This window comes from Neisseria sp. Marseille-Q2251 (genome assembly GCF_940793045.1).
Lineage (GTDB): Bacteria > Pseudomonadota > Gammaproteobacteria > Burkholderiales > Neisseriaceae > Neisseria.
This window is the reverse complement of the sequence record NZ_CALNWV010000040.1, coordinates 1-22870: the sequence shown is the minus strand read 5'-3', so window position 1 is coordinate 22870 and position 22870 is coordinate 1. Positions and strand designations below refer to the sequence as shown.

18 protein-coding genes, 6 pseudogenes and 1 riboswitch are annotated in these 22870 nt (G+C 49.2%); of the genes and pseudogenes, 19 read left to right on the top strand and 5 right to left on the bottom strand.

Going from position 1 to position 22870, the window contains the following annotated elements:
* The 7 genes and pseudogenes from AAG834_RS11400 to AAG834_RS11365 form a co-directional block, all read left to right on the top strand.
* Window positions 1–3225: RHS repeat-associated core domain-containing protein (locus AAG834_RS11400; RefSeq protein WP_342032187.1), on the top strand; the 3225-nt coding region annotated here is incomplete at its 5' end.
* Window positions 3226–3236: 11 nt separating this feature from the next.
* A complete protein-coding gene (locus tag AAG834_RS11395) occupies window positions 3237–3569 on the top strand; it encodes a DNA polymerase III (protein WP_342032186.1) in 333 nt (110 codons plus the stop codon).
* 1936 nt (window positions 3570–5505) lie between these two features.
* A pseudogene (locus AAG834_RS11385) lies at window positions 5506–6158 on the top strand (RHS repeat domain-containing protein); the annotation flags it as partial.
* Window positions 6159–6236: 78 nt separating this feature from the next.
* On the top strand, window positions 6237–6581 hold the full coding sequence (locus AAG834_RS11380; protein ID WP_246830485.1) for an HNH endonuclease: 345 nt from the start codon (window positions 6237–6239) through the stop codon (window positions 6579–6581).
* Between the two features lie 23 nt (window positions 6582–6604).
* Window positions 6605–6973, top strand: a complete 369-nt coding sequence (locus tag AAG834_RS11375) for a DUF7716 domain-containing protein (protein ID WP_070515436.1) — start codon at window positions 6605–6607, stop codon at window positions 6971–6973.
* Between the two features lie 363 nt (window positions 6974–7336).
* On the top strand, window positions 7337–7690 hold the full coding sequence (locus AAG834_RS11370; RefSeq protein ID WP_070515438.1) for an immunity protein Imm33 domain-containing protein: 354 nt from the start codon (window positions 7337–7339) through the stop codon (window positions 7688–7690).
* Window positions 7691–7846: 156 nt separating this feature from the next.
* Window positions 7847–8446: a hypothetical protein gene (locus AAG834_RS11365; RefSeq protein WP_342032185.1), complete on the top strand. Its 600-nt coding sequence runs from the start codon at window positions 7847–7849 to the stop codon at window positions 8444–8446.
* Window positions 8447–8605: 159 nt separating this feature from the next.
* Here the strand turns inward: AAG834_RS11365 and AAG834_RS13865 are convergent, their stop codons facing one another.
* Window positions 8606–9115 (bottom strand): hypothetical protein, encoded by a 510-nt coding sequence (locus tag AAG834_RS13865; protein ID WP_446740459.1) that lies wholly within the window; start codon window positions 9113–9115, stop codon window positions 8606–8608.
* A 144-nt stretch (window positions 9116–9259) separates the two neighbouring features.
* Here AAG834_RS13865 and AAG834_RS11355 point away from each other — a divergent pair, with 144 nt between their 5' ends.
* The 9 genes and pseudogenes from AAG834_RS11355 to AAG834_RS11315 form a co-directional block, all read left to right on the top strand.
* On the top strand, window positions 9260–10813 hold the full coding sequence (locus tag AAG834_RS11355) for an RHS repeat domain-containing protein (RefSeq protein ID WP_446740460.1): 1554 nt from the start codon (window positions 9260–9262) through the stop codon (window positions 10811–10813).
* A 40-nt stretch (window positions 10814–10853) separates the two neighbouring features.
* Complete coding sequence (locus AAG834_RS11350; RefSeq protein ID WP_342032184.1) at window positions 10854–11441, top strand: hypothetical protein; 588 nt, start codon at window positions 10854–10856, stop codon at window positions 11439–11441.
* 317 nt (window positions 11442–11758) lie between these two features.
* Window positions 11759–12454 (top strand): annotated as a pseudogene (locus AAG834_RS11345) (RHS repeat domain-containing protein); the annotation flags it as partial.
* A gap of 45 nt (window positions 12455–12499) precedes the next feature.
* Window positions 12500–12610: a glycohydrolase toxin TNT-related protein gene (locus AAG834_RS13860; RefSeq protein WP_415772989.1), complete on the top strand. Its 111-nt coding sequence runs from the start codon at window positions 12500–12502 to the stop codon at window positions 12608–12610.
* Window positions 12604–12843, top strand: a complete 240-nt coding sequence (locus AAG834_RS11340) for a hypothetical protein (RefSeq protein ID WP_126500668.1) — start codon at window positions 12604–12606, stop codon at window positions 12841–12843. Before AAG834_RS13860 ends, AAG834_RS11340 begins: the two co-directional genes overlap by 7 nt.
* Before the next feature lie 757 nt (window positions 12844–13600).
* A pseudogene (locus AAG834_RS13855) lies at window positions 13601–14329 on the top strand (RHS repeat-associated core domain-containing protein); the annotation flags it as partial.
* 443 nt (window positions 14330–14772) lie between these two features.
* A pseudogene (locus tag AAG834_RS11325) lies at window positions 14773–15264 on the top strand (DUF6531 domain-containing protein); the annotation flags it as partial.
* Window positions 15265–15430: 166 nt separating this feature from the next.
* A complete protein-coding gene (locus tag AAG834_RS11320) occupies window positions 15431–15937 on the top strand; it encodes an Imm26 family immunity protein (protein ID WP_342032183.1) in 507 nt (168 codons plus the stop codon).
* Window positions 15938–16180: 243 nt separating this feature from the next.
* Window positions 16181–16447, top strand: a pseudogene (locus tag AAG834_RS11315) (RHS repeat domain-containing protein); the annotation flags it as partial.
* 25 nt (window positions 16448–16472) lie between these two features.
* Here AAG834_RS11315 and AAG834_RS11310 read toward each other — a convergent pair.
* Together AAG834_RS11310 and AAG834_RS11305 are read right to left on the bottom strand one after the other, a co-directional pair.
* Window positions 16473–17168: an LrgB family protein gene (locus AAG834_RS11310; protein ID WP_342032181.1), complete on the bottom strand. Its 696-nt coding sequence runs from the start codon at window positions 17166–17168 to the stop codon at window positions 16473–16475.
* A 12-nt stretch (window positions 17169–17180) separates the two neighbouring features.
* A complete protein-coding gene (locus AAG834_RS11305; protein ID WP_342032180.1) occupies window positions 17181–17660 on the bottom strand; it encodes a CidA/LrgA family protein in 480 nt (159 codons plus the stop codon).
* Window positions 17661–17674: 14 nt separating this feature from the next.
* Here AAG834_RS11305 and AAG834_RS11300 point away from each other — a divergent pair, with 14 nt between their 5' ends.
* Window positions 17675–18559, top strand: a complete 885-nt coding sequence (locus AAG834_RS11300) for a LysR family transcriptional regulator (protein ID WP_342032179.1) — start codon at window positions 17675–17677, stop codon at window positions 18557–18559.
* A 38-nt stretch (window positions 18560–18597) separates the two neighbouring features.
* On the opposite strand, the gene thiC is transcribed toward AAG834_RS11300, so the two are convergent.
* Window positions 18598–20499, bottom strand: a complete 1902-nt coding sequence (thiC, locus tag AAG834_RS11295; protein ID WP_045073155.1) for a phosphomethylpyrimidine synthase ThiC — start codon at window positions 20497–20499, stop codon at window positions 18598–18600.
* A gap of 91 nt (window positions 20500–20590) precedes the next feature.
* A riboswitch (TPP riboswitch) is annotated at window positions 20591–20690 on the bottom strand.
* A 199-nt stretch (window positions 20691–20889) separates the two neighbouring features.
* Here thiC and AAG834_RS11290 point away from each other — a divergent pair.
* Both AAG834_RS11290 and AAG834_RS11285 read left to right on the top strand, forming a co-directional pair.
* The gene (locus AAG834_RS11290) at window positions 20890–22017 is read left to right on the top strand and encodes a Gfo/Idh/MocA family protein (protein WP_342032178.1); all 1128 of its coding nucleotides are present in this window, start codon (window positions 20890–20892) and stop codon (window positions 22015–22017) included.
* On the top strand, window positions 22011–22673 hold the full coding sequence (locus tag AAG834_RS11285) for an NAD(P)H-dependent oxidoreductase (RefSeq protein ID WP_283117857.1): 663 nt from the start codon (window positions 22011–22013) through the stop codon (window positions 22671–22673). The genes AAG834_RS11290 and AAG834_RS11285 overlap by 7 nt, the downstream gene beginning before the upstream one ends.
* Window positions 22674–22730: 57 nt before the next feature.
* Here AAG834_RS11285 and AAG834_RS11280 read toward each other — a convergent pair.
* Window positions 22731–22870, bottom strand: a pseudogene (locus AAG834_RS11280) (IS30 family transposase); the annotation flags it as partial.

Genomic DNA, 22870 nt, shown 5'->3' with positions numbered 1-22870 from the left:
CGGGATGTCTTCGTTTCCGAAGACGAGCGTTTCTACGTCAACCGCCTCACCTCCGTCACCTTCAACGGCAAGGAACTGGTGCGCTACGACTACGACGGCTACGGCGATTTGACCGCCGTTTACGGACGCGACGGCAAAAAACTGCGCGGTTTCGTCTACCGCAACCACATCATGGTCGAACACAGCCAGCCCGACGGACTGGTGTCCCGCTACGAATACGACCGTTACGACACCGACGGCAAAGTGCTTAAAAGCAGCAACAACCTCGGCGAAGAATGGACGTTCGACTACCGCAAAGACCATACCGTCGTTACCGACGCATTGGGTCGGACGGAAGTGTACGGTTTTGACGAAAACCGGGAACTCATTTACCGCATCGACGCCGACGGACAACGCAGCGACAGCGAACGTGACAGCTATGGTCGCATTACCGTAGAACGCGACCCGCTCGGACGCGAAACCCGCTATCTCTACGATACCGAAGGCAACGTCATCGCCATCACCGCCCCGGACGGCAGCAGCACCCAAATCGACTACCACGAAACCCTCAACCTGCCGGTTGCCGTTAACGATCCCGCAGGCAGGATTACCGCCTACGATTACGACAAACGTGGCAACCTCATCAGTATCACCGACCCCGCCGGTTACACCACCAGCTACGGCTACAACGCCCGATGGCTGCCCGAAACCGTTACCGACGCCTTAGGCAAAACCCGACGCCTACACTACGACACCCTCGACCAGCTCGTCTGCTTTACCGACTGTACCGGCGAAACCACCCGTTTCGGTTACACCGAATACGGCGATCTCGAAACCGTTACCGATGCGCTGGGCCATACCACCCGCCACCATTACGACGCAGCGGGCAACCCCGTCCGTACCGACTATCCCGACGGCAGTCACGAAACCTTCGAATACGACCGCCTCAACCGGCTGACCGCCCACATCGACGGGCTCGGTGCCAAAACCGCCTACGAACTCGCGGTGGACGGACTGCCGCTCAAACGCACCAACGCGCTGGGCCATACCTTCGCCTACGCCTACGACAAAGCCCGCCGTCTGACCGTCCTCACCAACGAGAACGGCGAAACCTACCGTCTCGATTACGACCCGACCGACAACCTGATCCAAGAAACCGGCTGGGACGGCAAAATCACCGCCTACGGCTACGATGCCGCCGGACAACTGGTCCAACAGACCGAATACGGCCAAAGCACCGATAAAGGTCGTCTGAAAGAGCGTCCCGAAACTTGGCACATCCACCGGTTCAAACGCAACATCCTCGGCCAACTGATCGAAAAACAAAGCCGCAAAGTCTCCGGCCGCAACGGACAAAGCAAAGACGAAGGCATCAGCCGCACCCGTTTCGAATACGACCCCGTTACCGGCAACTTGACCAAAGCCCGAAACCACCACAGCAGCGTCGAACTCGCCTACGACGAACTCGACCGCCTCATCGGCGAAACCACCGTCCACAACGGCCAAAGCGCCACCGTAGGCTACCGATACGACCCGTTGGGCAACCGCATCCGCACCATCCTGCCCGACGGCCGCCAGATCGATTACCTGTACTACGGCAGCGGACACCTGCACCAAATCAGCCTCGACGGCGAAGTCGTCAGCGACATCGAACGTGACAAACTGCACCGCGAAATCCAAAGGACACAGGGCAGCATCAGCAGCCTGTACGACTACGACCCCATGGGTCGTCTGAAAAACCAACGTACCGTTTGGAGCGGCACACAAACACCCCGCGGCAAACAAAACCCGCTGGCCGGCGGCGCCGTCAACCGCCGCTACGCCTACGACAAAGCCGGCAACCTGATTCAAAGCGCCGACCAAAGAAGCGGCGTCCTCAATTACGTTTACGACAAAATCGGGCGGATTCAGGAAGCCCGCAACAGCCAAACCGGCCGCAGCGAAACCTTCGCCTTCGACCCCGCCCACAACATCCTCGACATCCCAACATCTACTCCCTCTCCCGTGGGAGAGGGCTGGGGAGAGGGCAAAATGACCGCTCCGATTTCAGAAGGCCCCCAAACTCAAGGTCGTCTGAAATCACCTGCCAACCCTAACCTTGTCAGCGGCAACCGCCTCAAAGAATACAACGGCATCGAATACACCTACGACGCCTTGGGCAACCTGATCTACCGCCAGCTGCCTGATGGCGAAAACCAATATTACCAATACGACCTAGAAAACCAACTCGTCCGCGCCGAAATCAAAAAGCCCGCCGGCAATACCGAGATTTGGGAATACGCCTACGACCCGTTTGGACGACGCCTCTCCAAAGAGCGCCAAGACAAACTCGCCTGGACGAGCACCGACCCCAAACGCACCCACTTCGTCTGGGACGGCAGCCGCCTATTGCAGGAGTACACCTACAAAGGCAGCTACACCTATATCTACACCGACCAAGACAGCTACGAACCGTTGGCGCAAGTCTTTGACAACGCCAAAGACGGCAAACAATACCTCAGCTATTTCCATACCGACCAAATCGGCATCCCGCGCGAGATGACCGACGTCCACGGCAATCTGTTGTGGTACGGCGAATACACCGCTTGGGGTCGTCTGAAAAAGGATGAGCGGGTTTATAAGGATGCGCATCAGCCGTTTAGATTGCAGAACCAATACTTCGATGAAGAGACCGGGCTGCATTACAACCTGATGCGCTATTACGAGCCTGAAGTCGGGCGGTTTGTGAATCAGGATCCGATTGGGTTGTTTGGTGGAGATAATCTATATTCATTTGGTAATCAAGTATTGGATTTTATCGATCCACTTGGTTTAAAAATTTATGGTCATAGAAAAAACGGAACATTTAGGAAAAAACCTGGACCGAAATCTAAGAAGAAAAGCGCGGGCAAAGGGGAATGTATCCAAAATAAAAAAGATGGTGATGCTCGCGAAGCCTTACATAAAAAAGACTTAGATGCCCAATATGGGGCTGACCGTATATTGAGTCAGAAACACTTGAGAAATAAAAAGGGCGAAATTGTCAGTGACCCTGTAACGGGTGAATCTCGTAAGCTTGATTTTGTGATTAAGGGGGCTGGTAAAAATGGTGGTGGACATGCTCAGGAAGTAACTAGTTTGACTGCATCTAAGACAGCACAACGTGCTAAAGAATTAAGGATTAGAAATTCTGGGGGTGTTTATGTTAGAGATGGGACATCCCTAATTAAAGTAGATGAATTATCTGAAATTATCCGTTTGAAATAGAAAGGAATCTCATGGAAGTAAATGATATAGTTTTATTTGATTTTGATGCATTTATTTCAGGAAGTAAAGATGTTGATTACCAAAAAGCAATAAAAAAAATGTCTTTGTCTTTGATGAAATTTTTAATAGAAAATGATTTGTTGGTAGATATAAATCCTTTTAATCAAGATGGATCAGTAAAAAAGGATTTAATTATTAAGAAATCAAATTTAACGGATGAAGGTTTTCAATTATTTGTTAAACCAGTAAATAACTGGTGGAATGCTTTGGATAGGGGAACTCCTCCCGAGAAAGTTACTATTTTGGAGAATGGGTTGAAAAAAATTCGTGCTGCGAAAAAGTAATTTTCTAGCAAGCCGTAGCCCGCACAAAACCTTCAGTCCTGACGTAGGGTGTGTGCGGTACGCACGCACGCGGTTTTTGCTTTTCAGACGACCTCACTATCTTCTTTGAGGTCGTCTGAACCATTTGTTCTTTAACAATCTCATTAACAGTTAACATACGAGGTCGTCTGAAAACCGACTTTCAGACGACCTTTACCAAATCGCCTCCCTCGACGGCGGTGCACGGCTGCCGTTTGCTGAAGTTGATTTTGGCTACGGCGATTTGACCGCCGTTTACGGACGTGACGGCAAAAAACTGCGCGGTTTCGCCTACCGCAACCACATCATGGTCGAACACAGCCAGCCCGACGGACTGATGTCCCGCTACGAATACGACCGTTACGACACCGACGGCAAAGTGCTCAAGAGCAGCAACAACCTCGGCGAAGAATGGACGTTCGACTACCGCAAAGACCATACCGTCGTTACCGACGCATTGGGTCGGACGGAAGTGTACGGTTTCGACGAAAACCAAGAACTCGTCTACCGCATTGACGCCGACGGACAGCGCAGCGACAGCGAACGCGACAGCGAACGCGACAGCTACGGCCGCATTACCGTAGAACGCGACCCCCTCGGACGCGAAACCCGCTATCTCTACGATACCGAAGGCAACGTCATCGCCATCACCGCGCCGGACGGCAGCAGCACCCAAATCGACTACCACGAAACCCTCAACCTGCCGGTTGCCGTCAACGATCCCGCAGGCAGGATTACCGCCTACGATTACGACGGACGCGGCAACCTCGTCAGCATCACCGACCCCGCCGGTTACACCACCCGCTACGGCTACAACGCCCAATGGCTGCCCGAAACCGTTACCGATGCCTTAGGTAAAACCCGACGCCTACACTACGACACCCTCGACCAACTCGTCTGCTTTACCGACTGTATCGGCGAAACCACCTGCTTCGGTTACACCGAATACGGCGATCTCGAAACCGTTACCGATGCGCTGGGCCATACCACCCGCCACCACTACGACGCAGCGGGCAACCCCGTCCGTACCGATTATCCCGACGGCAGTCACGAAACCTTCGAATACGACCGCCTTAACCGTCTGACTGCCTACATCGACGGACTCGGTGCCAAAACCGCCTACGAACTCGCAGTGGACGGACTGCCGCTCAAACGCACCAACGCGCTGGGCCATACCTTCGCCTACGCCTACGACAAAGCCCGCCGTCTGACCGTCCTCACCAACGAAAACGGCGAAACCTACCGTCTCGATTACGACCCGACCGACAACCTGATCCAAGAAACCGGCTGGGACGGCAAAATCACCGCCTACGGCTACGATGCCGCCGGACAACTGGTCCAACAGACCGAATACGGCCAAAGCACCGATAAAGGTCGTCTGAAAGAGCGTCCCGAAACTTGGCACATCCACCATTTCAAACGCAACATCCTCGGCCAACTGATCGAAAAACAAAGCCGCAAAGTCTCCGGCCGCAACGGACAAAGCAAAGACGAAGGCATCAGCCGCACCCGTTTCGACTACGACCCCATTACCGGCAACCTGACCAAAGCCCGCAACCAACACAGCAGCGTCGAACTCGCCTACGACGAACTCGACCGACTCATCGGCGAAACCACCGTCCACAACGGCCAAAGCGCCACCGTAGGCTACCGATACGACCCGTTGGGCAACCGCATCCGCACCATCCTGCCCGACGGCCGCCATATCGATTACCTCTACTACGGCAGCGGACACCTGCACCAAATCAGCCTCGACGGCGAAGTCGTCAGCGACATCAAACGCGACAAACTGCACCGCGAAATCCAAAGGACGCAGGGCAGCATCAGCAGCCTGTACGACTACGACCCCATGGGTCGTCTGAAAAGCCAGCGTACCGTCCGGAGCGGCACACAAACGCTTCACGGCAAACAAAACCCGCTGGCCGGCGGCGCCGTCAACCGCCGCTACGCCTACGACAAAGCCGGCAACCTGATTCAAAGTGCCGACCAAAGAAGCGGCGTCCTCCATTACGTTTACGACAAAATCGGACGCATTCAGGAAGCCTGCAACAGCCAAACCGGCCGCAGCGAAACCTTCGCCTTCGACCCCGCCCACAACATCCTTTCCGACAAAACGGCAGAAGGGAAGGGTAAAGGCAACAACATCAGCAGCGGCAACCGCTTCAAAGAATACAACGGCATCGAATACACCTACGACGCATTGGGCAATTTGATCTACCGCCAGCTGCCCAATGGCGAAAACCAATATTACCAATACGATCTCGAAAACCAACTCGTCCGCGCCGAAATCAAAAAGCCAGCCGGCAATACCGAGATCTGGACCTACGCCTATGACCCGTTCGGACGACGCCTTTCCAAAGAACGCCAAGACAAACTCGCCTGGACGAGTACCGACCCGAAACGCACCCACTTCGTCTGGGAGAGACCGGGCTGCATTACAACCTGATGAGGTATTACGAGCCTGAGGCGGGTCGGTTTGTGAATCAGGACCCGATTGGGTTGCTGGGTGGAGATAATCTTTATTGGTTTGCTCCGAGTGTACAGGCTTGGGTTGACCCGTTAGGATTAGCTACTCGACCTAATAATGGGAAATACCATATTTTCTTTGACCATAAGTTAGATTCAGGAATTAGATATTCAAGTGATGCTGTGCAATTTAATGATGCAAATAAGGCATTTATTAAAAAAATGGAATCTAACCCATCATTTAAACGGGATATGCTTAATCGTTATCCTGAATTAAAAGAATGGATGAAATCTGGAGATATGAGTTCAAGTCCCAATTGGGGAAAAGGTAAAAATAAACAGGGACTAACATGGCATCATCATGAGGATACAAAAAGGTTGGTACTGGTTGATTATAATGACCATAGAAGAAATCATGGTCTATATCACCCACAAAGAAAAGGCGGAAGAAGTATATGGGGAGGTGGTAGACCAGGTCGGCGAGGAAAATTAAACGGTCGCACTGGTAAACCATTAGGTAAATGTTAATTTAACCACAGAAGGAACAAAAAATGAATTTAGATAATTTTTTTAGAAGAAAAATTAGCATATCAGAAATTATTGATTGTGCTAGATTATTTAATGATGAAGATACTGATAAATTTGCAAAATTTCCATACATATATATTTCCTCTGATGAAGATGAGAGTATCCTTGATTTAGAGACGGTTTGTTATTTGGATAACGGTCCAAAAATAGTGGATGGAAAAGAAGTTTTTCCTGATTTTGTAAATGAGAATGGATTGGATATTTTATGTAGTGGGGATGTATTTATGGATATTTACGATGACTTAGATGAACGGTATCCAAATTTTACAAAAGATCAATTTATTGATGCTCTAAATTATTACATGGATAATGATGATTACATTGAATTTTAAATCTATAATTCAGGTATTATTTCAGATCCCCTCTCTGCGATTAACTGACATATCAGCCTAAAGAAACGAAGCTACATCACAACCTGATGCGTGACTACGAGTCTCAAACTAGGCAGTTTGTTTAATCAGGATCTGATTGGGTTGTTGAGTATACATGACCTTTTTTCAGACGACCTTAATATTTTATTGAGGTCGTCTGAAATATTTGTTCTTTAGATAAATAATCTACATTGTGGGGCTTGTTCTAATAGTCAGGGTGGTAAATTAAGTGCATTCTCAAGAAGAATGGGTAATATAATAGATTCTAGAAATGGAAAGAAAAAATAGAGTAATCTATAAAATTAAAGCGAGGAAATATAGTTAATGAATAAATTTGTATTGGAATTAAAGCAGAAGGCTATTTGTGCTAAATATGGTTCTGATTTTAGCCCACTTTCTGATAACGATATGATAGCTATAGCTATAGATACTATCGGGAAACAACCAATATCTGGACGTAGGGAACTGAGAGTTACGGATAATCTTGATGAAATTACATGGTTTATTTACTGTGGAGAATATAGTTCTGATGATGATTTCTTTCAACCTTTGCATGTGAGCCATTTGGAATCTTTACTTCCAATGGTTATGCCGTATTTAGCCCTAATGGAAGGATTTGGTTTTGTAATTGATAATGAAGGGTATGAGGATGTATGGTGCTTTGCACATCAGGCATGACTATTATGAATCTTAGTAAACTGTATTTCATATGGAACTTTTAATGCTGATGTAGGATATATGCGAAATACACGCGGTTTTTGGTTTTCAGAAGACCTTCAATTTATTCTACCGAAAATGAGCGTAACAGATATTGACTTTTTGTGAGAAAGGTCTGTGACTGATAAATATACTTACGCTACACCAATTTCTAAAAGTAATAGTAAAAAAGAAAAAATGATGACTCTTTATCAAATATTCTCTGCTGTTGATAATGAAGATGCGTATGTGGACTTAAAACAAGATGATAGAGAAATCGTGGAATTTATTAATTACAATAAAGGTAATTATACAGATGAAGCAGTTTTTATAACTCAGAGTGGATATACCTCCAAAAATATTTCTAAAACAGATTATATTCAAACAATTCCTAAGATGTTATTGTTCTCTGAAACTTTCATTAATAAATTAGCTGATAAATTAAAAAATGAATTAGATTTTTTTCCGGCTAAACTTAGAATCAAGAATGATGAATTTAAATTTTTCCTTGGAAAAATTAAATTAACTGCTAAATTAGTAGATATGGAAAAATCAAATTTTTATGAAATAGATGGAGAGAAGTTTATTGATTATCCACCTGTATTTTTGGGAAATATATCTGGTTTTGAGTTTTGTGCAAAAGATATAAATGATGATTTAATTTGGGCTTTTTCTGATAAATTCAAAGAATTAGTTGTGAGTAATAATTTGAAGATGGAGTTTCTTCCTCTAACATGAAATATTCTGTAAGTAAGTTATAGCAAGCCGCAGCCCCGCACAAAACCTTCAGTCCTGACGTAGGGTGTGTGCGGTACGCACGCACGCGGTTTCTGTTTTTCAGACGACCTCACTATCTTCTTTGAGGTCGTCTGAACCATTTGTTCTTTAACAATCTCATTAGCAGTTAACATAGAGGTCGTCTGAAATGAAAACGGCGAAACCTACCGTCTCGATTACGACCAAACCGACAACCTGATCCAAGAAACCGGCTGGGACGGCAAAATCACCGCCTACGGCTACGATGCCGCCGGACAACTGGTTCAACAGACCGAATACGGTCAAAGCAATAGCCAAGGTCGTCTGAAAGACCGTCCCGAAACTTGGCACATCCACCATTTCAAACGCAACATCCTCGGCCAACTGATCGAAAAACAAAGCCGCAAAGTCTCCGGCCGCAACGGACAAAGCAAAGACGAAGGCATCAGCCGCACCCGTTTCGACTACGACCCCATTACCGGCAACCTGACCAAAGCCCGCAACCAACACAGCAGCGTCGAACTCGCCTACGACGAACTCGACCGACTCATCGGCGAAACCACCGTCCACAACGGCCAAAGCGCCACCGTAGGCTACCGATACGACCCGTTGGGCAACCGCATCCGCACCATCCTGCCCGACGGCCGCCATATCGATTACCTGTATTACGGCAGCGGACACCTGCACCAAATCAGCCTCAACGGCGAAGTCATCAGCGACATCGAACGCGACAAACTGCACCGCGAAATCCAAAGGACACAGGGCAGCATCAGCAGCCTGTACGACTACGACCCCATGGGTCGTCTGAAAAGCCAGCGTACCGTCCGGAGCGGCACACAAACGCTTCACGGCAAACAAAACCCGTTGGCCGGCGGCGCCGTCAACCGCCGCTACGCCTACGACAAAGCCGGCAACCTGATTCAAAGCGCCGACCAAAGAAGCGGCGTCCTTAATTACGTCTACGACAAAATCGGACGCATTCAAGAAGCCCGCAACAACCAAACCGGCCGCAGCGAAACCTTCGCCTTCGACCCCGCCCACAACATCCTCGACATCCCGACATCTACTCCCTCTCCCGTGGGAGAGGGCCGGGGAGAGGGCAAAACGACCGCCCCGATTTCAGACGACCCCAAAATTCAAGGTCGTCTGAAATCCCCCGCCAAGCCCAACCCTGTCAGCGGCAACCGCCTCAAAGAATACAACGGCATCGAATACACCTACGACGCATTGGGCAACCTGATCTACCGCCAGCTGCCCGACGGCGAAAACCAATATTACCAATACGACCTCGAAAACCAACTCGTCCGCGCCGAAATCAAAAAGCCCGCCGGCAATACTGAGATTTGGACATACGCCTACGACCCGTTCGGACGACGCCTCTCCAAAGAACGCCAAGACAAACTCGCCTGGACGAGCACCGATCCGAAACGCACCCACTTCGTCTGGGACGGAACGCGATTACTTCAGGAGTACACCTACAAAGGCAGCTACACCTATATCTACACCGACCAAGACAGCTACGACCCCTTAGCCCAAGTCTTCCAGAACAACCAAGACGAAGGGCAATACCTCGCCTATTTCCACAATGACCAAGTCGGCATCCCGCGCGAGATGACCGACATCCATGGTAATCTGTTATGGTACGGCGAATACACCGCCTGGGGTCGTCTGAAAAAGGATGGGCGGGTTTACAAGAACGCGCACCAGCCGTTCAGACTGCAGAACCAATACTTTGATGAAGAGACCGGACTGCATTACAACCTGATGCGGTATTACGAGCCTGAGGCCGGGCGGTTTGTGAATCAGGATCCGATTGGGTTGTTGGGTGGGGATAATCAATATCAGTTTTCGCCTAATTCCATGGTGTGGAGTGATCCTTGGGGATTGGCACGACATCATAGGAATGGTGCCAAAGCCTCGGTGACAGCCGGAGGAAATAGTACCACTCATAAAAGTGGTGGACGTCATGCAGAAATTAAAGGGCTTCAGGAATTAGCAGATGCTGGTAAATTGCGTGGTCAAGATGTAATAATACATAACATCATTGGTTACTTTAAGGATATGGATACCAAGGAAAATTTAATTAAACGAATTGGTATGTGTACAAAATGTAGAGCCAATATATTTAAAACATTGAAAGAAGGTGGAGCAAATAGTGTTAGATTTCCATTAACTAGAAGGAATAAAAATGTAGATGAGATAATGATTGACTCGTCCGACTTTGATAAAGTTCGTCGTGAAATTTCTGATCTTATAGCAGAAACAAAAGCAGATAGGCCTCCCTCTGCAAAAGGTTATAAGTCTGACAGAGCATGGGCGATTTTGTTGAAATATAGTCGAAAGCGATAGTCATATAATTTTAAAATATAGTAACTATTAGGAGTTTTTTATGCCTTTGATGGTAGATGAAGTTTGTGTAAATTATGATTCTTCTATAAACTATTTTAGTATTAATTATGCAAAGGAGTTTATATCAGACGGTAATAATCTTTATTACATAAATGATGACGAAAAGAATATTCTGATACAAGAATTTTTCAGAGAGAAAAATTTTTTCACAGTTAAAACTAAAAAAGATGAATTTTCAATTAAAATTTCTAATAACTTAGAAAAGTTTTTATTTGAAATTTTATCTAGTAATGAATTTAAGTCTTTTAAAGAATACAATACTTACTATGATGAGATTGAATTTGTTGTTTCTGGTGGAGAATTAAAACGTTTTTCATTACGAAGATATGATGAACCAAGAGATTGGAATTTATCTTTTGCAGTTTCTCTTATTGATAAAGAATATTATTTAATTGTTTTTATGCCGTGGGTTAAAAACAAAATTATATCTTTTAGTATGGATCATGAAAGATTATATTTTGAGTTGGAAAGCGGCGAAAAAATTCAATTCAAACTAATTCTTCCAGAGTTTGTAAAAAATACAGTACTGAATTTATTTAAATTAATTAATCCATTGTCACTGGTTTAAGGTTAGGATATAAAAGATTAAATTTTCTCATCAAAATATAATACTGAACAAAACTTTTCTTATTTTCAAAAAATAAATGCATATTTTGCTAATTCAGCAACTTGTAATCCGTTTGAAATATTTAATCTCGACGGAGGGTTTATGTGATAAAGACTTGAATTTTCTGTTTTTTTAGATGACTTCAAGCCTTTTCGAGGTTGTCGGAAATACTCGTTCTTTAACTATCTTATCACTAGTCAACGCCAAGGTCGTCTGAAAATCAACTTTCAGACGACCTTTGTTGTAGCGCGCTCAACCGCCGCTACGCCTACGACAAAGCCGGCAACCGCCTAGAATCATACAACGGCATCGAATACACCTACGACGCACTGGGCAACCTGATCTACCGCCAGTTGCCTGATGGCGAAAACCAATATTACCAATACGACCTAGAAAACCAACTCGTCCGCGCCGAAATCAAAAAGCCCGCCGGCAATACCGAAATCTGGACATACGCCTACGACCCGTTCAGCAGACGCCTTTCCAAAGAACGCCAAGACAAACTCGCCTGGACGAGTACCGACCCCAAACGCACCCACTTCGTCTGGGACGGCAGCCGCCTGTTGCAGGAGTACACCTACAAAGGCAGTTACACCTATATCTACACCGACCAAGACAGCTACGACCCCTTAGCCCAAGTCTTTGACAACGCCAAAGACGGCAAACAATACCTTGCCTATTTCCACACCGACCAAATCGGCATCCCGCGTGAGATGACCGACATCCACGGCAATCTCTTATGGTACGGCGAATACACCGCTTGGGGTCGTCTGAAAAAGAATGAGCGGGTTTACAAGGATGCGCATCAGCCGTTCAGATTGCAAAACCAATACTTTGATGAAGAGACCGGACTGCATTACAACCTGATGCGCTATTACGAGCCTGAGGCGGGGCGGTTTGTGAATCAGGACCCGATTGGGTTGTTGGGCGGGGATAATCTATATTGGTTTGCGCCCAATACAAGTAAGTGGTTATATAGGGTACTGAAACCGATTGATAATGTAGCTGCAAGTAAAATTATGCCGTGGTTCGGAGAGATTGGATTAGGGACACAATATGAGTTGCCAAAATCTGTTAAATCATATATAGAATCTGGGCATCTGGAAGAGGTGAAAATAGGAAAATGTTAAAAATTAATGAGTTGAATTCTTATCTCAAAAGTAAAGGAATACCAGAAGATAGTTACTCAATCAATGAAGTAAATGATGAATCATTATGTATTGTTGAAGAAAATAAAAAATGGCATATATTTTATTCAGAAAGAGGGTTGAGAACCGAAGAATGTTGTTACCAAGATGAACATTTGGCAATTTTATATTTTATAAATCGGTTATCAAAAATGTTAAAAATTTCTTTCGAATGAAAAAAAGCAAACCGTAGTTTGTATGAAACTTTTAATTCTGATGTGGGGTGTGTGTGGAATATACACGCGGCTTCTGCTTTTCAAGCGACCTCTAAATCTTCTTCTAAGTCGTCTGAGCTATCGGTTCTTTAACAATTTTATTACTGATTGATGTAGAGGTCGTTTGAAAACCGACTTTCAGGGACCTCTACTAAATTTCTCTACCGCTAGTTACACCACCCGCCACCACTACGACGCAGCGGGCAACCCCGTCCGTACCGACTATCCCGACGGCAGTCACGAAACCTTCGAATACGACCGCCTCAACCGACTGACCGCCTACATCGACGGACTCGGTGCCAAAACCGCCTACGAACTCGCAGTGGACGGACTGCCGCTCAAACGCACCAACGCGCTGGGCCATACCTTCGCCTACGCCTACGACAAAGCCCGCCGTCTGACCGTCCTCACCAACGAAAACGGCGAAACCTACCGTCTCGATTACGACCCGACCGACAACCTGATCCAAGAAACCGGCTGGGACGGCAAAATCACCGCCTACGGCTACGATGCCGCCGGACAACTGGTCCAACAGACCGAATACGGCCAAAGCACCGATAAAGGTCGTCTGAAAGAGCGTCCCGAAACTTGGCACATCCACCGGTTCAAACGCAACATCCTCGGCCAACTGATCGAAAAACAAAGCCGCAAAGTCTCCGGCCGCAACGGACAAAGCAAAGACGAAGGCATCAGCCGCACCCGTTTCGAATACGACCCCATTACCGGCAACCTGACCAAAGCCCGCAACCAACACAGCAGCGTCGAACTCGCCTACGACGAACTCGACCGCCTCATTGGCGAAACCACCGTCCACAACGGCCAAAGCGCCACCGTAGGCTACCGATTAGAAAACCAACTCGTCCGCGCCGAAATCAAAAAGCCCGCCGGAAACACCGAAATCTGGACATACGCCTACGACCCGTTCGGCAGACGCCTCTCCAAAGAACGCCAAGACAAACTCGCCTGGACGAGTACCGAACCGAAACGTACCCACTTCGTCTGGGACGGCAGCCGCCTGTTGCAGGAGTACACCTACAAAGGCTGCTACACCTATATCTACACCGACCAAGACAGCTACGAACCCCTGGCCCAAGTCTTCCACAACAACCAAGACGAAGCGCAATACCTCGCCTATTTCCACAACGACCAAGTCGGCATTCCGAAAGAGATGACCGACATCCACGGCAATCTCTTATGGTACGGCGAATACACCGCTTGGGGTCGTCTGAAAAAGGATGAGAGGGTTTACAAGAACGCGCATCAGCCGTTCAGATTGCAGAACCAATACTTCGATGAAGAAACCGGGCTGCATTACAACCTGATGCGGTATTACGAGCCAGAGGCCGGGCGGTTTGTGAATCAGGACCCGATTGGGTTGTTGGGTGGGGAGAATCTGTATCAGTTTGCGCCGAATACTCAGATTTGGATTGATGTTTGGGGTTTAACACGGCATATTATCTATCAAGCACTAGATTTAGATAATCCAGAAAAAATATATACAGGGAGAACAAGAGGAGCAGATAATATGTCAGTAGAAACAATTTTAGCTAATAGAAAACGTAGCCATCACCGAAACTTAGGTCCTATGACAGCAGTTTTTGAAACAAGTTCCTATAGGGCTATAAGAGGAGCAGAACATTATTTTCTCCAAGATGCGAGAGCAAAAGGTATTGCAACAGATCAGATAGAGGCTATTACGACCCGTTGGGCAACCGCATCCGCACCATCCTGCCCGACGGCCGCCAGATCGATTACCTGTACTACGGCAGCGGACACCTGCACCAAATCAGCCTCGACAGCGAAGTCGTCAGCGACATCGAACGCGACAAACTGCACCGCGAAATCCAAAGGACACAGGGCAGCATCAGCAGCCTGTACGACTACGACCCCATGGGTCGTCTGAAAAGCCAGCGTACCGTCCGGAGCGGCACACCAACACCCCGCGGCAAACAAAACCCGTTGGCCGGCGGCGCCGTCAACCGCCGCTACGCCTACGACAAAGCCGGCAACCTGATTCAAAGCGCCGACCAAAGAAGCGGCGTCCTTAATTACGTCTACGACAAAATCGGACGCATTCAAGAAGCCCGCAACAACCAAACCGGCCGCAGCGAAACCTTCGCCTTCGACCCCGCCCACAACATCCTCGACATCCCGACATCTACTCCCTCTCCCGTGGGAGAGGGCTGGGGAGAGGGCAAAGCGACCGCGCCGATTTCAGACGACCCCAAAACTCAAGGTCGTCTGAAATCACCTGCCAACCACAACCTTACCGGCGGCAACCGCCTCAAAGAATACAACGGCATCGAATACACCTACGACGCATTGGGCAATTTGATCTACCGCGAGCTGCCCGACGGCGAAAACCAATATTACCAATACGATTCAAGAAAGAAAAATAGGAACTTATAAAAAAGGACCTAAAAAAGGTTAACTTAAAATTGGTTCTAAATATATACAGGCTTTTTATAGAGCTAACTTAGCAGCTCTTATAGAAAGCTATATTAGAACACGTTTGAGAATCGGTAAACCATGTTAAAAGGATAGTAATATGAGCATGAAGTACGGTAACATCTATGAAATATTATTGCCAAATGGTAAATATACTTATGTATGTCTTATATCAAAGTTTAACTTTGGTGTTTTTAATTATCTTTCTGAGGAGTCAACTAAAGATATAGATTTATTATTATCTAGAGGTTTCAAGCTATATCACTCATGTAAAGAAACAGCAATTAATAAGAAAATATGGAAATTAATTGGGAAGATTGACTTGGAAGCTAAAAGTATTTCTGTTCCAGATTTAGCAATATTTTTATCTTGGAATAAAGAATATTCTTTTCAAGAATCTAAAATTATGAGTAATGGCAATCCCAAAACAGTAGATAAAAATTATTATGAAAAATTAGTCAAAAATGGGCTTATATATGGATTTTTTACTAAATATAATGAATTTGAAACTTGGCTTTCCCTATTTTTAGAGGATTATCCTAATGGTATTTTGGATTTTGCAGTTATGTCTGAAAGAATAAAAAACAATAATAATAAGGCTGTCTAAAATATCTGATTTTTTAACAATTCAATCCTATTACTAGTTGACATATTAGTTCGTATAAATCAAGCTTTGGCTTACATGAAATCTCTAATCTAGTACGCACGCACGCGGTTTTTATTGTTTAGATGACCTCAATAGTCTCTTTAATGTCTTCTGAAATATTTGCTCTTTAACAAACTCATTACTAGTCAAAACATGGCAAAGGTCGTCTGAAACCAACTTTCAAACGACCTTTGTTGTACCGTGCTCAACCGCCGCTACGCCTACGACAAAGCCGGCAACCTCATTCAAAGCGCCGACCAAAGAAGCGGCATACTCCATTACGGTTACGACAAAATCGGACGCATTCAAGAAGCCCGCAACAGCCAAACCGGCCGCAGCGAAACCTTCGCCTTCGACCCCGCCCACAACATCCTCGACATCCCGACATCTACTCCCTCTCCCGTGGGAGAGGGCCGGGGAGAGGGCAAAACGACCGCCCCGATTTCAGACAACCCCAAAACTCAAGGACGTTTCGATATCTTTGTAAAACTGCTCTTCAGCTCATCAGCCAAACCACCAAATGCACCATGCTCGGCCCGATGATGACCATAAACAACCCCGCCAAAATCATGGTCAGGCTCGCCATCATGCCTTCGGTTTCGTGGCGTTGTCCGGCGCGGGAAGTACCGAAGCCGTGGGCGGCGTTGCCCAGTGCGACACCGTTGGCGGTGTGGAAGCGGATGCGGGTAAACGCTAAAAACAAATCGCCGAATATCATGCCGACGAAGCCGGTGATGATGGTGAACAGCGACACCAGCGACGCCGAACCGTGGATTTCACTTGCCAATACGACGGCAAACGGCGTGGAAATCGAGCGCGCCATCAGGCTGTTGGTCACTTCGCTGTCGAAGTGGAACATATTGCCCATCAAAAACGCGCTGGCCACGCCGACAAACATACCAACCAAAATCGCTATCGACAGGATGGGAAGCTGGCGGCGGATGACCTCGCGGTTTTCGTAAATCGGGATAGCGAAAGCGACCGTTACCGGCGTAAGCAGGAAAACGATGCCTTGCGTGTATTTGTGGTAAGTGTCGTAGGAAATACCCAAAAGCAGCATCAGGACGATGGTGCTGACCGAGACGGTCACAACGGGCGAGAAAATCATCAGCGGTTTTTTATGGTAGATTTTTTTCGCTACAAAATAGGCGAAGCAGGTCCAGACGAAGCAGGCGAGTGCAACGTAATCCATTTTTATTCCCTATCAGGCGTGCAGTTTTTTATACAGGCGGCGTTTCCAGCGGTAGCAGAAATTCAGCGTCAACGCCGTGCTGATCATCACCAGCGCGGTGCCGACCGCAATCGTCAGCACCAGCCGCCAACCTTCGGAAAGAAGCAAATCGCGGTATTGCAATACGGAAACCATAATCGGAATAAAGAAAAACACCAGTTCGCCCAACACCCATTTGGCGCCGCGCTCGACCATGCCGGTTTTAATCACGCCCAAACCCATCAGCGCAAGCATCAAAAACAGCCCCAATACGCCCGAAGAAACAGGCAGATGGGCAAAGCGCACCATCAAATCCGACACCAGCCACACCAAGCCGACTACGGCAAGCTGCAAGGTCGTCTGAAAAAATCGCGTCAGCGTATCCATAAGGTTTATCCATCCGTAATCCAAAACGAAGGCTTGATTATAAGGATGCGGTTTGCGCATAATATGAATTATCTGAACTAAAATCATGCAAAAGAGGAATAATGGACTTCAAAAGCCTGCACTGTTTCGCCGAACTCGTGCGCCTGCAAAGTTTTTCCGCCGCCGCATCCGCGCTCAACCTGACCCAGCCTACCGTCAGCAAAACCATACAGGCATTGGAAGAAGAGCTGGGCGTGCCGCTGCTGGTTAAAGAAAACGGCCGCAAAAAACGCCAAGTTGCCACCACGCCCATCGGCGAAGAAGTGTACCGCCACGCGCTGAACCTCCTGCATGAACGCGACCTGCTGCTCTCCCGCATCGACGGCTACCGCCACATCAAAAGCGGCACGCTGCGGCTGGGTTTGGCACTGCTCGGCAGCGACCTGCTCAGCAACGCCCTGTTCCGCTTCCGCCGCCAATGGCCCGGCATCGAATTGACCTTCCTCGAACAAGGTTCGCTCGCCATCGAGCAATCCCTGCGCAACAACGAACTTGACGCCGGACAACTGCTCGCCCCCGTCCACGAAGACTTCGACAGCATTACCCTCTGCGACTACCCGCTCGTCGTCCTCATGCCGCGCGCCCAAGCCCGCCATACCGCCCTCAGCCTCAAAAGCCTGCAACACGAATCGTTTATCCTCTTCGGCTCAGGGTTTTCCCTTAACGAAACCATCCAAACCGCCTGCCGCAGCCAAGGCTTCACCCCCAACGTCGTCTGCCGCACCGGACAATGGGACCTGCTCGCCGACATGGTGGCGCACCATATGGGCATCGCCCTTCTGCCCGAATACTACGCCCGCAAAATCAACCCCGACACCTTCGCCGCCGTCCCGCTGACCGAACCCGAAATCCGCTGGCAACTGACGATGGCATGGAAAAAACACCAGCGTCCCACCCCCGCGCTCAGGGCTTGGCTGGACATCGTCAGGGAAGAGTTCAGGAAATAGAAAAAGGTCGTCTGAAAACTTTTCAGACGACCTTTTTATCAACTGTAAATCTCAGCCCCTTTCTTCACAAACTCGACCGCTTTTTCCTCCATACCCTGCCGCTGGGCTTTTTGCTTGTCGGCGTAGTCGCGCACTTCCTGCGTGATTTTCATCGAGCAGAATTTGGGGCCGCACATTGAGCAGAAGTGGGCGATTTTCGCGCCTTCGGCGGGCAGGGTTTCGTCATGGAAGCTTTCGGCGCGTTCGGGGTCGAGGCTGAGGCGGAATTGGTCGCGCCATCGAAACTCGAAACGCGCCTTGCTCAGGGCGTTGTCGCGCAACTGCGCGCCCGGCCAGCCTTTGGCGAGGTCGGCGGCGTGGGCGGCGAGTTTGTAGGTGATGATGCCGGTGCGCACGTCTTCTTTGTCGGGCAGACCCAAATGCTCTTTCGGGGTAACGTAGCAAAGCATGGCTGTGCCGTACCAGCCGATATTGGTTGCGCCTATGCCCGAAGTGATGTGGTCGTAGCCGGGGGCGATGTCGGTAACGAGCGGGCCGAGTGTGTAGAAAGGTGCTTCAAAGCAGTGTTGCAGCTCTTCGGTCATGTTTTCTTTGACGCGTTGCAACGGCACATGGCCGGGGCCTTCGATCATGACTTGTACGTCGTGTTCCCACGCTTTGGCGGTCAATTCGCCCAAGGTGTGCAGCTCGGCGAATTGGGATTCGTCGTTGGCATCGGCAATGCAGCCGGGGCGCAGGCCGTCGCCGAGGCTGAACGATACGTCGTAGGCTTTCATGATTTCGCAGATTTCGTCGAAATGCGTGTATAGGAAGTTTTCCTGATGGTGGGCGAGGCACCATTTCGCCATGATGGAGCCGCCGCGCGATACGATGCCGGTGAGGCGATTGGCGGTCATCGGCACATAGCGCAGCAACACGCCTGCGTGTATGGTGAAATAGTCCACGCCTTGCTCCGCCTGTTCGATTAAGGTGTCGCGGAACAAATCCCAAGTCAAATCTTCGGCGATACCGCCGGTTTTTTCCAAAGCCTGATAGATGGGTACCGTGCCGATGGGGACGGGCGCGTTGCGGATAATCCATTCGCGCGTTTCGTGGATATGTGCGCCGGTGGACAAATCCATAATCGTGTCCGCGCCCCAACGCAGCGACCACACCATTTTTTCGACTTCTTCGGTCAGGCTGGAGGTGACGGCGGAATTACCCAAATTGCCGTTGATTTTGACGCGGAAGTTGCGGCCGATAATCATCGGTTCGAGTTCGGGGTGGTTGATGTTGGCGGGGATAATCGCGCGTCCGGCGGCGATTTCTCGGCGCACGAATTCGGGTGTGATTTGGTCGGGATGGGTCGGGATGTTCGCGCCGAAACTTTGCCCTGCGTGCTGTTTCAAGAGCTTGGCGTATTCGGGTCGTCTGAAAAGTTCGTCCAGCTTCATGCGTTCGCGTATGGCGACAAATTCCATTTCGGGCGTGATGATGCCTTGGCGTGCATAATGGAGCTGGGTTACGTTTCTGCCTGCTTTGGCGCGGCGTGGGCGGGTGATTTGGTTGAAACGCAGATGGGCGGTTTGCGGGTCGTGCGCGCGTTCGATGCCGTATTCGCTGGAAAGCTTGGGCAGGATTTCTGTATCGCCGCGTTCGTCCAGCCATGCGGTGCGGACGTGCGGCAAACCTTGTTTCAGGTCGATGTGTGCCGCCGGATCGCCGTATACGCCGCTGGTGTCATAGACGGGAATCGGCGGGTTGGCTTCCGTGCCTTGCGCCGTGTAGGTGTCGTCTTGACGGATTTCGCGCAAAGGCACGCGGATGTCGTCGCGGCTGCCTTGCAGATACACGCGTTCCGAGTTCGGATATTTGAAGCGGATGCCGATGTCTTCGCTCAAGTCGGCAAGCTCGCGCGCTTCGTTGCCGGAGGTTTTGGCGGTTTTCTTTGGCGTAGTCATAAAAAATGCTCCTGTTTTCTCGTTTGAAAAGAAGAAACAGGAGCGTTTTGCTTTTTCAGACGACCTCATATCAAAAAAGGTCGTCTGAAAGACAGAATCCGTGAAAACTCCCCACGCAGGTATTATCCCGATCGGGTGTAAAGGGTATTTCTCAGCCGCCAAGACATCAGGCAGCACCCCTGTTTCGTTAGAGGGGGATTATAAACCACGATACGCATTTGTTGTAAATTAACTTCATATCGACCTGAGTTCGAAAGGAAAGAGTCGACGGCGGAAAGCACATCCATATCTTGCCGCCCCGTCAAATTTTTCATGATTTTAGGTATCGGTTGAGGGCTGATTTATCTATAATCTTTTTCCGTTTTTTATAACTATATACGTTGTCTGAAAATGTCTGAAGCCATTCAAAACCGCAAAATCAAATTCGCCTTGGTCGGCTGCGGCCGTATTTCCAACAACCATTTTGGCTCGTTTGAAGTATTGCAAGAAGATTGCGAACTCGTTGCCGTGTGCGACATCGATCCTGCCGCGCTTGAAGCGGCGGTCAAACGCACCGGGGCGAAGGGCTATGCCCGCTATACCGACATGCTGGCAGAAACCGATGCCGACGTAATCGTCATCACCACGCCGTCCGGTTTGCATCCCGAGCAAGCGGTTGAGGCGTTGGAAGCGGGTTTTCACGTTGTCACCGAAAAACCGATGGCTACCTGCTTTGCCGACGGCGAACTTATGGTTCAAGCTGCCGACAAAGCGGGCAAACGTTTGTTTGTCGTGAAACAAAACCGCCTCAATGCCACGCTGCAACTGCTCAAACGCGCGGTCGCAGAACAACGCTTCGGCAAAATCTATATGGTGCATTTGAATGTTTTTTGGACGCGCCCGCAGTCGTATTACGAGCAAGGAGGCGGTTGGCGTGGCACTTGGAAGCTGGACGGTGGCGCGTTCATGAACCAAGCCAGCCACTACGTCGATTTGATGGAATGGCTTATCGGACCGGTGGCGGAAGTGCAGGCGATGATTGCGACCCACCGCAAAATTGAAGCCGAAGACACAGGCGTGATGAACCTCCGTTGGCGCGACGGCACACTCGGTTCGATGGCAGTGACCATGTGTACTTACCCGAAAAACCTCGAAGGCTCGATTACCATTTTGGGCGAAACCGGCACGGTACGCATCGGCGGCATGGCGGTGAACGAAATTCAGGAATGGAATTTTGCCGACGAGCGCGATTACGACGAACAGGTCAAAACCGCCAATTACGAAACCACGTCGGTGTACGGTTTCGGGCATCCGCTGTATTATCGGAATGTTGTCGATGTGTTGCGCGGCAAGGCCGAGCCTGTTGTCGACGGGCGCGAAGGCTTGAAATCGCTGGAGCTGATTAACGCCGCCTACCTTTCTGCACACAACCGTCAAACGGTTTCGCTGCCGGTGGCGCTGCAAACGTTGCGAACGTTTGACCATTCTGATTGTCCGAAAGGAAGCCCCTTTCATACTCAATCAAAGGAATCATCATGATACTGACCCGCGAACAAGCCCTCGAAATTTTCAAACGCCGCGTTTCCGTCCGCTACTACGACCCTGCGCGCAAAATCAGTGCCGAAGATTTTGCCACCATCCTTGATTTCGGCCGCCTTTCGCCCAGCTCCGTCGGCTGCGAGCCGTGGCAGTTTGTGGTTGTGCAGAACGCGGCATTGCGCGAAAAAATCAAACCCTTCGCTTGGGGGATGCAGGCTTCCATTTCGGATGCCAGCCACGTCGTTTTCCTGTTGGCACGAAAACACGCCCGCTACGACAGCCCTGCTTTTGAAGAACTGATGGACAGACGCGGTCTGAGCGCCGAAGAGAGGGAGGGCGCATTTGAACGCTACCGCCGTTTCCAAACCCACGATATGCCCATCGCCGACGACGAACGCGCCTTGTTTGACTGGGCAAGCAAGCAAACCTACATCGCGCTGGGCAATATGCTCACCGGCGCGGCGATGCTTGGCATCGATTCTTGCGCTATCGAAGGCATGGAGTATGCCGAAGTGGAAAAAATCCTTGCCGAAGCCGGATTGCTCGATCCTGAGAATTACGGCTTATCCGTCGCCGCAACCTTCGGCTACCGTGTGCGCGACATTACCCCGAAACCGCGCCGCGATGCGTCGGAAACAGTGATTTGGGCGGAGTAGGGCGCGTAGCCGGATTTCAATGAAATAGGTCCTTGGATTCGGATTTCAAGTGCAACACTAGTGTATCAGTGGTTTGAACAGATTCAAGAATAAAACACTTGGTGTTTCGTAGCCAAGTGTTTTTCTTGGCCGGTGGTTCAACTCATCTTGAACCCTGCGTATCTCCCGATCACTGATGTTGCGGAAATCGGTTTGCT